Consider the following 11,901-nt stretch of genomic DNA (forward strand, 5'->3'; position numbering starts at 1 on the left):
CGCTCGATCAGCGCGAGTTCGGCCACCCGCCGCGCTACGATCGCGCTGTGCTGCAGGTCTGCCCCAATGGTGCGCGCCGGCGTTCGGAGTGCGCCGGGCTTCCGATGTCCGCGGCAGAACTCGCCGTCGCTGCCCGTGAGGCCGTTGAGGCCGGTGCCGAAGATATCCACCTGCATCCGAAGCGTCCCGACGGCCGAGACACCCTGCACGCGAGCGTCGTCGCCGACGTGCTCGACCGGGTGCGTGCCGCGGTGCCGGGAATCCCCGTCGGCGTCACCACCGGCGTCTGGGCCGAGCCGGACCCGCAGCGCCGCGCCGACGCCGTCCGGGCCTGGACGGTGCTGCCCGACCACGCGTCGGTGAATTGGCACGAGCCCGGCGCGGACCTGGTCGCGGCGGCGCTGCTCGACATGGGCGTCGGCATCGAGGCGGGCCTGTACTCCGGCACCGACGGCGCCGACCGCTTCCGCCGCTCACCCCACGCCCCCCACGTCCTACGCATCCTCGCCGAGGTCATCGACACCGACCCCGACACCGCCCCCGCAGCCGCCCGCGCCCTCCTCGCCCAACTAGGCCCCGACCTCCCCGCCCCCATCCTCCTGCACGGCGAGAACAACAGCGCCTGGCCCGTCCTACACCTGGCCGCCCGCCTAGGCCTCGACACCCGCATCGGCCTGGAAGACGTCCTACACGACCCCGACGGAAAACCGGTGCAGGACAACGCAACCCTGGTCCGGGTCGCCCGAGAAGCGCTGACCGCGCAGCCTTGAGGCTCGGCCGACTTGCCTGTGTGTGAACCTCTCGGCCCACAAGTAGAACTAGCTCTGGGATTGCGCCTGCGAGAACGCAGCCCAGCATGGTAATGAATGGGATGTCCGTCGGGCGAAGGACATTCGTGGCGAGACAGGACGACCGCACCACGGTCGGCAAATGAGAACGCTGGAGAGCATTCAGAATGCGAATAGGGACTTCGGAAGTCATGCGCGGCGTACTGATACGCAACTCCAACGCTCGTAATGCTGGGACCCTGGCGTTTACACGAGCGGAATTCTGCGCGTGGATCAGAGGTTGCGCCGCGGGAGAATTCGATGACCTGATGTAGTCCTACGAAACCAGGGCTGTCTCAGAGTACAGATTGTGGTAGTCGCTCAGAGTGAAGGAGGCCTCAATGGCGGGACGTCAACTGTCCGTGGAGGAATGTGATCGGCTTTGGCGGGCGTGGACTCCTGCCGAGGTGGCAGAACGGCTGTTGGGTGTTGCGTCGTGCTGGTATGTGGCGGCCGGGTGGGCGTTGGATCTGTTCGTCGGCGGGCTCGGGCGGGCGCACTCCGATCTCGAAATCGGGGTTCCGCGTGGGCGATTCGGGGAGATTGTGGGTGCGTTTCCCGGCTTCGAATGGGATGTCGTCGGCGATGGGCAGGTCTGGCCGTTTCCCGAGGAAGCGGACAATCAACATCAGACGTGGTTGCGTGAGCCGGAGAGTGGGCTGTATCGCCTGGACGTCTTTCGTGAGCCGCACCACGGGGATAGCTGGGTGTGCCGCCGCGACCCCTCGATCACCCTGCCCTTCGACGAACTGATCCGCCACACCGCCGACGGCATCCCCTACACAATCCCCGAAGCCGTACTCCTGTTCAAGGCAAAAGCCCGCCGCCCCAAGGACGAATCCGACTTCCTGCGCGCCCTACCCGCCCTGAACCGACCCCAACGATCCCGCCTGTCCGACTGGCTGTCCCGAGTGCACCCGGGCCACCCGTGGCTGGAGGCGCTATCGACTCGGACACGATGACAATCGGCCCGACATCCGGCGGCCGGTAATACTCTCATCCATGGATGAGGGACGGCCGACCGTCTTCGACGCGTTCTTCGACGAGAAGCGCCGGGAGTTGTGGGCGTTCTGCTATCACATGCTCGGCTCGCCGTTCGATGCCGAGGACGCCGTTCAGGATGTGCTCGAGCGAGTATGGCGGGCGCAGGACCGCTTCGATGCCGAACGGGAAGCCTGTCCGGGTGGATGTTTCGGATCGCTCGAAATGTGTGCATGGATCGGTTGCGGAGCGCCGGCCGGCGCACGCTGCCTCGCGATCTCGGCGATCCGGAATTCGAGGTGGGAGCGCCCCTGGTGCCCCGATTGGATACCCGGTGGTTGCAGCCAGCGCCGTCGAGCTGGCTCGGCGAGGACCGCACCGCCGATGCCGTGCTGCGCAGGAGCGACATCAGATTGGCCGTGACGGCTCTCCTGCAGGTGCTGCCTGCGCGGCAACGAGCGGTCTTCGTATTGCGCGAGGTGCTCGGGTACTCGTCGTCCGAGGCCGCCGCCGTGCTGGGTACGTCGGTGCCCGCCATCAACTCCGCGTTCCAGCGGGCCCGCGCCGCCCTCGCCGGGGCCTCGGCCGATCCCCCGATCGCGCGGAGAGCCGACGAGGCCGGACGCGTGGAGCAGTACGCCCGCGCCCTCGAAGCGGGAGACGCGCCGGCGCTCGCGCAGTTGGTGACCGAGGATGTCGTGCTGGAGATGCCTCCGCTGCCGCACTGGTTGCGCGGTCGTGCCTTGTACCGGACGTTCATGGCCGACCTGTTCCGCCGACGCGGCGACCGCTGGCAGACACGTCGCATCTCGGCGAATCACCAACCGGGGCTGCTGCTGTACCGCGTCACGGACGGCGGGGTTCAGCCGCACACCCTCCATGTCGTCACCGGAGGAGCGGACGGGCTGCTGTCCCACCTTCTCGTCTACCAGGATCCGGATCTGTTCGCCCTGTTCGAGCGAACGCGATGAGTTCGGGGGTCGTCGTTCGTAGGTAGCGGTAACCGAATCGGAAAGGCACACGCTATGCGAACACTGATCGAGTACGTCCTCACCTCGGCAGATGGTGTCATCGAAGATCCCGTCGGAATGGGAGTGGGCCGATACCAGGACGATGCGTACCTGCGGGACGGTCTGGGTCTGTTGACGGCCTGCGACGCGATCCTGTTCGGCCGGGCCACCTACGAGGCGTTCGCGGACCTGTATGACGGTCGCTCAGACCACAAACCGATGTGGGCCGACCGGCTCACGGCAATCCCGAAGTACGTGTTCAGTTCGACACTGATGCATGCGGACTGGAACAACACGGTCATCGTTCGAGGCGAAGGCGTCGCCGAAGTGCGAAGTCTCAAACAACAAGACGGCGGTAGCCTCCTGCTTCTCGGCCACGGCCGGTTCGGGGAGAGTCTGCTGCGCGAGGGGCTGATCGACGTCATCGACCTCACCGTCTTCCCGCTCATCTCCGGCACCGGCAAGCAGTTCTTCAGGCAAGGACAGAGTGCCGAACTCAGGCTCGCAAGCGTCAAGACCTTCTCGAAGATCGTCAAACTGACCTACTTTTTCGGAGACGTAGAGTCGCCACGATCCCAGGAAGTGGACACTCCGCGGTCACGAATTCGGCTGTGAGGGAGGGGTGTTGGCCTCGCTGATCAATGCGGCGGCCAGGCGGGCGTAGTGGGTGGCCATGTCTCGGGCGGGGACGGGGCGGTCGTGGGTCAGCCACCAGGTGACCGAGTTGAGGAACATGCCGCCGAGGAGGGTGGCGATCAGGTCGTCGACGGGTGCGGGCAGGGGGAGGTGGGTCGCGGTCATCGAGGTGACGGTGTCTTGGATGCGGGCGGCGAACCACGGGCTGCCTTTGCGGCCCAGGAGGGCGCGGTAGAGGCGGTCGTAGCGTGCGACGCCGTCGTAGAAGGCCTCCAGTCTGCGGATGCGGTCGGCGTCGGAATCGCCGCCGGTCTTGTCGATCAGCGCGGCGGCGGCTTCGTCGAAGATCTCCTCGACGAGTCGGTACTTGTCGCGGTAGTTGCGGTAGAAGGCGGCGCGGCTCACCATCGCGCGCTCGGTGATCTGCCCGACGGTCACCCGGTCGAATCCGCGTTCCTCGATGAGTTCGACCAGTGCTTGCCGCAGCAATGTCCGCGTCCGCCGGACACGGACATTCTCCGGTGAGCGAGACAATTTCGGCTCCCTGTCTCGATGGAGACGGTTCGGCGCGGCTGTGACTGCCGCCGAGCCGTCTCTGCCGTGAGCATGGTCACCGGACAGTATGCCCAGTTCCGGACACAGTGTCTCGCAGAAGGAGAACCATGAGTCAGCCGATCCCGTCCATGCGCGCGGTGGAATACGACCGCTACGGCGAGCCGGAGGTACTGACAGTCCGTACGGTCCCGCGCCCCGAGCCCGGCCCGCGCCAGGTCTTGGTCCGGGTACGTGCGGCGGCGGTGAATCCGGCAGACGTCAAGATACGTTCCGGCGCAATGCGTTTGCTGTCGGGACGGCGTTTTCCGAAACGGACGGGTATCGAATTCTCGGGTACCGTCGTGGCGGCCGGACCGAGGGTCACGGGTATCGCAGTGGGGGAACAGGTTTGGGGGAGTATCGGTGATGTCGCCGGAAAGTCCGGCGCCGCAGCCGAATACGTCGCTGTCGACGCCAAGGCGGTCGGCCCCGCACCGGCGAGTATCGAATTGTCGCGTGCCGCGGCCTTGCCCACCGGCGGCGTGACCGCGCTTCGCGGATTGCGCGACACGCTGAAGCTGGCGGCCGGACAAGACCTGCTGATCATCGGCGCCGCGGGCGGAGTCGGTAGCGCCGCGGTGCAATTGGGTGTGGCCATGGGGGCGAAAGTGAGCGCAGTCGCCGGTCCCGCCAACCACGAACTGTGCAGAGACCTCGGCGCGACCCAGACCTTCGACTACGCCGAACCCGCCACTGCCACAGGTAGATTCGACGCAATCCTGGATTGCCACGGCACCGCACTCGGCCGCTATCGCCGCCTGCTGCGCCGCCGCGGCCGCATCCTGACCGTAGCCCCAAGCGGCATGGGTTATGCGCTACTCAGCGCGGCGCTACCCGGTCCCAGGGTGCGCCTCATCGTCGTCCAACCCCACCGCAAGGACCTGGCCGACCTCGCGAAATACGTTGACTCCGGCCAGCTCCGCCCGGTAATCGAAGACGTATATCCCTTGGACGACATCGCGAAAGTCCACACGCTGGTCGAAACAGGACACGCCCGCGGCAAGCGCCTCCTCACCACCTAGCGTTGGCCGAGAGGCGACCTCGGCTACTGGCACTGTCGATGCCCGACCGCGCCACGCCTGAACTGCGCGGATTCCCCTGTCTTGCAACAATTTCCGTGTCCGCGCTGGCCGACGAACTCCGTGGGAACCTCCACGGTCCCGGCTGCGTCCAAGACATCGAGTGGGGTTAGCGATTCAAGTTGTGCATCACTGCTCGCTCATGCAACGGCGCCGACTCGGGCCGAAACGAACAGGAGAGTTCATGCGAAAATCGTTCCGCAACGGGAGTATTCAGCGTTTCCACCGGATGTCTGTAAGCATGACCTTGGTGTTTCTCACGATAGCCCTGGTGGGGACCGCCGCGCTGTCGACGAGCGTGACTGCGCAGCCGGCCGATTGGTCTGACGTCATGGTGCGCCAGACCGACGCGCACGGTTACGATATCGCTTTGCGCAAGGGGGACGAAAACCTGGGTTATCGGCACTATGCTGACAACCATAATCTCCACTCCACTGCCGCGATCAAATACGTGCTGAAGGGCAGCCTTATTGTCGATCAAGGGGCGCATCGGGAATACGTCGCCGATTTCAAGGACAGCAAGACCGGGCGGGTGTATGTCCGGGTCCGAGTCGTTGTACAGGCCGCTTCGCAGACCGATGACCGGCAATACGCCGTAAATGATGATTACATCGGTGTGATCACCGCATTCTGCGAAGGCATGCAACGGTGCCCCAACTCGATCGACCGATTGCGCTGAATCTAAACTACGAAGTTGCACACCTGCAGTGCCCAGCCACTGCGGGTGCGCGCAATTGTCAAGGCTGCACAGGCTTAGCGGGCCCGAGCCAAGCACGCAGATCCGCGACTGCCGTACAGTATTCATCCTCCGCCCCCTCAACCCGATGGCTATCTATATCGCCGGTACGCACGAGTGGGGCGAGTTCACTCGGCAGATACGCGTATCCCTTGAACGGACCGCCGTCGGGTCGGACGAGAGGCAAGTCGATGCCGTACGTGAGTCGCGAGCGTGTGCTGCGGATGTAGACGCGGCATGCATTCGAGTCGGTGAACAAGAACCCGGCGAAAGTATAATCCTGTTCGAACGATGGGATGCCCGCTCCCAAGAACAGGGTAAACACCGAAAAGATGTTTTGATCCCATTCCGTGTTATCCGCACCGTTATCGAAACCTAGTTCATCCGCAGGATAGACAATATTGCCATAGCTATCCCGCGCGCGCGCTGATGAGCGTTCCAGAAGTTCGGATGCCTGCGGACCGACGGTGAACCGGGCATGATCCAGCGCCGCGGCGACATTCAGCCCCTGATCAGCGTCGAGGGCATAGTCAATCCCAACCCCCGCTGTATGGCGATTTTCCTCGCTGAGCACCAGGCGCGCACAATCGAGAGCTGGCCGTACCACACCACGAAGGTGAGTCAATGTATCGGGTGTGGGCCCAGGCGGGTTCATCAGCATTCCGATAGCGCGCCACAACAGGAGCATGTATCGGCCATCGTTAATGGCGTTCATCGCAAAATCCTCAGTACGGTTGATGTGGCGGTGTAATCGTTGCTCTCGTTCAGCCACCCTGGCTATGGCCCAACAATCTTGCCACGGCCGTCAACTACCGACACGACGCGTTGCCCCCGGGTTCGCTGTCACCTGACCCGCGCTCCGGTATACGAGGGGCCAACAGGTGGAAAGCGCCTACTCCCGCCAACACTGGCTGACCATGGAATCCCTTGCAATTCCGCCTAATCCAGGCCGTGGGCTATGGGGTGGTGGGGCTGGTACAGCCCGATTTCACCGGCCCCCGGTACTCGCAATGCGGTGACCGTGCCCCACCCCGCCTCGGTGGTGTCGCCGGTGAATTCGACGCCCTTGGCTGTCAGCTCCGCGACGGTGGCGGTCAGGTCGTCGCACATCAGGTAGAGGTCCAGTCGCCCGCTGTCGGATTCGGCGGCTGGGTGTACGGCGAGTTCGGCGGGTGGTGATCGGAAGATCAGCCAGCCGTTGCCGGCGTCGACGTTGGGAAGGCCGAGGACGTCACGGAAGAAGGCCCGCGCTCGGTCGGGGTCGGTGGCGTGGATGATGGTGTGCGCACCGGTGATCATGGGTTCAGGCTACTTCTTGCGGGCCAGGGCGCAGGAGATCAGGTGCTCCCAGATGGTCAGCTCGCGTTCGGTCACTCCGATCGTGTCGACGCCCTCGGCGGGGGCGGCCGGGCGCCACTGGGGGCAGAAGGCCAGGCCGGGCTCCAGGATCTCCATGTCGTCGCCGAACAGGGACAGGATCTCGTCGTCGGTGCGCCATCGGCCGCGGCCGAAGGTCTCCTGCAGTTTGCTCTCGGCGACCTTGGTCTCCTCGTTGTGGCCGGACCGGAAGTGCGAGATGTAGACCTCGCTGCCCGACGGCACCCGATCGACCCACCACTGCACCAGCTCGCCCGGGTCCTCGTCGTCGTTGAGGTGGTGCAGGATCGCGCTGAAGATGACACCGACCGGCTGGTCGAAATCGATCAGCCGCCGCACGTCGGGGTGCTCTCGAATGTCCTGCGGCGCACGTAGATCGGCCTGGATCACCGTGGTGTTGTCGTCGGTCTCCAGCAGTGCCCGGCCGTGCGCCAGCACGATCGGGTCGTTGTCGATGTAGGCGACCCGCGCCTCGGGCGCGTGGTGCTGCGCCACCTGGTGCACATTGTCGGCGGTGGGCAGCCCGCTGCCCATGTCGACGAACTGCCTGATGCCGTCGCGCGCCATGTCGCCGACGGCCCGGATGAGGGCCTGCCGGTTGGCGTAGGCGATGGCGACCGAACCCGGCAGGTCCTTGATGAAGTAGTCGCCGATCCGTCGATCGGCCTCGTAGTTGTCGCGGCCGCCGAGCAGGTAGTCGTAGACCCGAGCAATGCTCGGTGTCGACTGGTCCACACCCGTGACGCTCTCGGTCATCCGACTCACCCCTGTCCGATGCTGCTGTCGATTGCATCGTAGGAGACCCGGCGTATCCGGGTGAACGCTTCCGGGCATACTGTTGCCTGCCAAGGGATCTGTCAGTCGGGCACGGCGGCTCGGCACCGATCACCCAGTGCGCGAACGGCTTCGGCGAGTTCGGGCGGCCCGGTGACGGTGAAGTCGACATCGAGCGAGGTGATCATCCAGGTCAGCGACCACGGTGTGTCGGCGCCGAGGTGCAGCAGGCACGACGTGTCGTCCACGGCCTCCAGCACGCCCATGCCCGGCCAGATCCGGTCGGCGAGGTCGTCGGCCGATCGGTGCAGCACGACCGTCGCCCGCCACGACCACGCCGCGTCCGACAGCCGCCCGGCCAGATAGGCGACGACGTCGCCGCCGGGTAGCTCCCGCGGCGTGAACCGGGGGCCGGTCGGGATCTTGGGCCGCAGCCGATCGATCCGGAACGATCGCCAGTCGTGCCGCCCGACATCCCACGCGACCAGATACCAATGCCTGCTGAAGTTGACGACCGCGACCGGCTCGGTGTCCCGGATCGACTGCCGCCCACCGTGATCGGTGTAGTCGAACCGGATCCGCTCGCGCCGGTCACACGCCTCCGACAAGGCGATCAGGACATCGGGATCGACCCGCGGCGCGGCCCCGCCCACCCGCACGACGGACCGCTGCAGCGCGGCGAGCCGATGCCGCAGCCGCGACGGCAGCAGTTGCTCCAGTTTGGCCAGCGACCGCAGCGACGCCTGCTCGATACCCTCGACCGTCCCGCCGGCGACCGTGCGCAGCCCGACCGTGACGGCCAGGGCCTCCTCGTCGTCGAGCAGCAACGGCGGCAGCGCCGACCCCGCGCCCAGCCGATAGCCCGCGGTGCCGCGTTCGGCGTGCACCGGATAGCCGAGTTCCCGCAGCCGATCGATATCGCGACGCAGGGTGCGGACGCCGACCCCGAGTTGCTCGGCCAGTTCCGCGCCGGATCGGCTCCGGTGTTCCTGCAACAGCGACAGCAGGCGCAGCAGCCGTGCGGAGGTGTCCAACATGGTCTCCAGCATGCCGCACGGTTAGGACCGGAACCGACCTAACCGAGTCGTAGCGTTCAGGTATGACGAATCCCCAGCCTTTCCGGATCGATATCCCACAGCACGACATCGACGATCTCGTCACCCGCCTCGCCGCCACCCGGTGGCCCGCGGAACTGCCCGGCGTCGGATGGGAGTACGGCATCCCGACCGGTTACGTGCGCGGGCTGGCGGACTACTGGCGCAACGATTTCGATTGGCGGCGGCAGGAGGCGGCGCTGAACGTCCACCCCCAGTTCGTCACCGATATCGACGGGCAGCGCCTACATTTCACGCACGTGCGATCCGCCGTCCCGGACGCCCTGCCGCTGGTACTGGTGCACGGCTGGCCCTTCGCCGACTTTCGGGCGCTGATCGGTCCGCTCACCGATCCCGCCGCGCACGGCGGCGACCCCGCCGACGCGTTCGATCTGGTCATCCCGACCCTGCCGGGATTCGGATTCTCCGGCCCCACCCGGGCACCGGGGGAGGCCGCGACGGAACGCTCCGCCGAACTGATCGCGAAGCTGATGGCGCGACTCGGTTACGCCCGCTACGGCGCGCAGGGCGGCGACGCCGGATCGTTCGTCGCACCGCAACTCGGCCGCATCGACGGCGAACACGTCGCGGGCGTGCACCTCAACGACCCGATCACCATTCCGTCCTGGGACGACGACGGCTCCGGCTACAGCGCGGACGATCAGGCGAAACTGGCCGAGCTGCAGGACTGGAACAGCTCGCAGACCTCCGGCTACGCGGGCATCCACGCCACCCGCCCGCAGACCTTGGCCCCGGCCGTCAACGATTCGCCCGCGGGCCTGCTGGCCTGGGTGCTCGACGTCGTGCATACCTACATGGACCCGGCCAAGGACCTGCCCGACGAGGCGATCGATCGAGACCTGCTGCTCACCGACGTCAGCATCCTCTGGTTCACCGGAACCATCGGCTCGTCCATGCTGCTGTACAAGGAATCTCGGCAGTGGGGCGCGGACCTGCCGAGTTCCGGGGTGCCGACCGGCGTCGCGGTATTCCCGGGCGCGGGGACCATCCGGGGGATCGCCGAGAAGCAGAATTCCGTCGTGCACTGGTCGCGCTTCGAGCGCGGCGGGCACTTCGCGTCGATGGAGGCGCCGGATCTGCTGCTCGAGGATCTGCGCGTGTTCTTCCGGACGGTCCGTTGAGGTTCCGGCTCAGCGTACGAAAACCGTTGCGCGCTCGGCCATGTCGAGCACCGGTTGCGGCAGGATGCCGAGCACCAGCGTCGCCGCCGCCGACACCGTGATTACCGCCGTGGTCACCGGCGGGGTGACGATCCGCGGCGCGTCCTCGGGCGGGTCGGTGAAGAACATCAGCACGATGACGCGGATGTAGAAGAACGCCGCGATCGCGCTGGCGACGACGCCGACGATCACCAGCACCGGGGCGCGGCCCTCGGCCGCCGCCGAGAACACGGCGAACTTGCTGACGAAGCCGCTGGTGAGCGGGATACCGGCCATCGAGAGCAGGAACAGGGCGACAATCGTTGCCAGCCAAGGGGACCGGCGGCCCAGCCCGGCCCAGGCGGGCAGGGCGGTGGCCTCGTCTCCGTCGCCGTCACGCACCAGCGTCACCGCCGCGAACGCGCCGACCGTCGTGATGCCGTACGCGGCCAGGTAGAACAACACCGACGAGGTGCCGGAGGCGTTGTCGGCCACCAGCGCGGTGAGAATGAACCCGGCGTGCGCCACCGAGGAATACGCCAGGATGCGCTTCATGTCGGTCTGGGTCACCGCCATGATCGCACCGACCGCCATCGTCGCGATGGCGATCGCCGCGAGGATCGGCCGCCAGTCGTCGCGCAGGCTCGGCACGCCCACCTGGAGCAGTCGCAGCAGCGCGCCGACGGCGGCGATCTTCGTCCCGGCCGCCATGAACGCGGTCACCGGAGTCGGGGCGCCCTGGTACACGTCGGGCACCCAGGACTGGAACGGCACCGCGCCGATCTTGAACAGCAGTCCGACCGCGAGCATGGCCAGGCCCAGCACCGCAAGGGTTTTCGAGCCGGAGTCCCCGGCCGCCACCTCGGCGATGCCCGCGAAGCGGACCGTGCCCGCGTACCCGTACAGCAGCGCCATGCCGTAGAGGAAGAACGCCGAGGAGAACGCGCCGAGCAGGAAGTACTTCAGCGCCGCCTCCTGCGACAGCAGCCGCCGACGGCGCGCCAGCCCGCACAGCAGATACAGCGGCAGCGACAGCACCTCTAGCGCCACGAACATGGTCAGCAGATCGTTGGAGGCGGGAAACAACAGCAGCCCGCCGACCACGAACATGGTTAGCGGGAACACCTCGGTGGTGCTGAAACCCGCTCGGGCCGCGGCGATCTCGTCGGGGCTGCCCGGCATGGCGGCGGCCTGCGGGGTGAACGCGTCGACCGGTGCGGCGGCGGTGGCCACGGCGACCGCGCGGCTCCAGGTGCCGGGCCCTTCCCGGCGTGTGCGCAGCCGGGGCTCGATCCCGCGCTCGGCCATCAACATCAGCCCGAGAATGGCGACCACGAGAATGGCGCCCTGCAGGAACAGCGCCACATTGTCGACGGCGACCGCGTCGACCACGGCGGTCGAGGTGGTCCCGGCCAGCGCGATCACCGCGCCCAGCGCCACCGCGAGACCGGCGAAGCCGAGCACCAGTTGCAGCCGGTAACGCCAGCCGCGCGGGGCGAACGCCTCCACGATCACGCCGGCGACGGCCGCGCCGAACACGATCAGCATCGGCGACAGCTCGCTGTATTCGATCGAGGGAGCCGGAACCGTTGCGGCGAGAAGCTGATTCACTGGTCTGTACCTCCGCTGCGGG

Annotated in this window: 13 protein-coding genes; 7 read left to right on the forward strand and 6 right to left on the reverse strand. The window is 66.6% G+C overall.

Annotated features, from left to right (window positions below; all coding sequences use genetic code 11):
* Positions 1–47: 47 nt before the first annotated feature.
* From ACFMRZ_RS04775 to ACFMRZ_RS04790, 4 genes are all read left to right on the forward strand, one after another.
* Positions 48–770 carry a 3-keto-5-aminohexanoate cleavage protein gene (locus ACFMRZ_RS04775; protein WP_400178069.1) on the forward strand — a complete coding sequence of 241 codons (723 nt, stop codon included), beginning with the start codon at positions 48–50 and terminating at the stop codon, positions 768–770.
* A 398-nt stretch (positions 771–1,168) separates the two neighbouring features.
* A complete protein-coding gene (locus ACFMRZ_RS04780; RefSeq protein ID WP_400178070.1) occupies positions 1,169–1,789 on the forward strand; it encodes a hypothetical protein in 621 nt (206 codons plus the stop codon).
* A 252-nt stretch (positions 1,790–2,041) separates the two neighbouring features.
* Positions 2,042–2,779 carry a sigma factor-like helix-turn-helix DNA-binding protein gene (locus ACFMRZ_RS04785; protein ID WP_400178071.1) on the forward strand — a complete coding sequence of 246 codons (738 nt, stop codon included), beginning with the start codon at positions 2,042–2,044 and terminating at the stop codon, positions 2,777–2,779.
* Positions 2,780–2,833: 54 nt separating this feature from the next.
* A complete protein-coding gene (locus ACFMRZ_RS04790) occupies positions 2,834–3,433 on the forward strand; it encodes a dihydrofolate reductase family protein (RefSeq protein WP_400178072.1) in 600 nt (199 codons plus the stop codon).
* Here ACFMRZ_RS04790 and ACFMRZ_RS04795 read toward each other — a convergent pair.
* Positions 3,416–3,988, reverse strand: coding sequence for a TetR/AcrR family transcriptional regulator (locus tag ACFMRZ_RS04795; protein ID WP_400178073.1), 573 nt, complete (start codon positions 3,986–3,988; stop codon positions 3,416–3,418). The genes ACFMRZ_RS04790 and ACFMRZ_RS04795 overlap by 18 nt on opposite strands.
* 128 nt (positions 3,989–4,116) lie before the next feature.
* Here ACFMRZ_RS04795 and ACFMRZ_RS04800 point away from each other — a divergent pair, with 128 nt between their 5' ends.
* Entirely contained in the window at positions 4,117–5,070 is a 954-nt protein-coding gene (locus tag ACFMRZ_RS04800) for an NADP-dependent oxidoreductase (protein ID WP_400178074.1), read from the forward strand.
* A gap of 241 nt (positions 5,071–5,311) precedes the next feature.
* Complete coding sequence (locus tag ACFMRZ_RS04805; RefSeq protein WP_400178075.1) at positions 5,312–5,806, forward strand: hypothetical protein; 495 nt, start codon at positions 5,312–5,314, stop codon at positions 5,804–5,806.
* Between the two features lie 58 nt (positions 5,807–5,864).
* Here the strand turns inward: ACFMRZ_RS04805 and ACFMRZ_RS04810 are convergent, their stop codons facing one another.
* The 4 genes from ACFMRZ_RS04810 to ACFMRZ_RS04825 form a co-directional block, all read right to left on the reverse strand.
* Entirely contained in the window at positions 5,865–6,578 is a 714-nt protein-coding gene (locus tag ACFMRZ_RS04810; RefSeq protein WP_400178076.1) for a hypothetical protein, read from the reverse strand.
* 224 nt (positions 6,579–6,802) lie between these two features.
* The gene (locus ACFMRZ_RS04815; RefSeq protein ID WP_400178077.1) at positions 6,803–7,162 is read right to left on the reverse strand and encodes a VOC family protein; all 360 of its coding nucleotides are present in this window, start codon (positions 7,160–7,162) and stop codon (positions 6,803–6,805) included.
* A 9-nt stretch (positions 7,163–7,171) separates the two neighbouring features.
* Positions 7,172–7,996, reverse strand: a complete 825-nt coding sequence (locus tag ACFMRZ_RS04820; protein ID WP_400178078.1) for an SAM-dependent methyltransferase — start codon at positions 7,994–7,996, stop codon at positions 7,172–7,174.
* A 101-nt stretch (positions 7,997–8,097) separates the two neighbouring features.
* Complete coding sequence (locus ACFMRZ_RS04825; RefSeq protein WP_400182769.1) at positions 8,098–9,051, reverse strand: helix-turn-helix transcriptional regulator; 954 nt, start codon at positions 9,049–9,051, stop codon at positions 8,098–8,100.
* 62 nt (positions 9,052–9,113) lie between these two features.
* Between ACFMRZ_RS04825 and ACFMRZ_RS04830 the strand changes: the two genes are divergently transcribed.
* Positions 9,114–10,250, forward strand: a complete 1,137-nt coding sequence (locus tag ACFMRZ_RS04830) for an epoxide hydrolase family protein (RefSeq protein WP_400178079.1) — start codon at positions 9,114–9,116, stop codon at positions 10,248–10,250.
* 9 nt (positions 10,251–10,259) lie between these two features.
* On the opposite strand, the gene nuoN is transcribed toward ACFMRZ_RS04830, so the two are convergent.
* Complete coding sequence (nuoN, locus tag ACFMRZ_RS04835; RefSeq protein WP_400178080.1) at positions 10,260–11,879, reverse strand: NADH-quinone oxidoreductase subunit NuoN; 1,620 nt, start codon at positions 11,877–11,879, stop codon at positions 10,260–10,262.
* Between the last annotated feature and the right edge of the window lie 22 nt (positions 11,880–11,901).

The organism is Nocardia sp. N2S4-5, from assembly GCF_044628355.1.
GTDB classification, from domain to species: domain Bacteria; phylum Actinomycetota; class Actinomycetes; order Mycobacteriales; family Mycobacteriaceae; genus Nocardia; species Nocardia wallacei_B.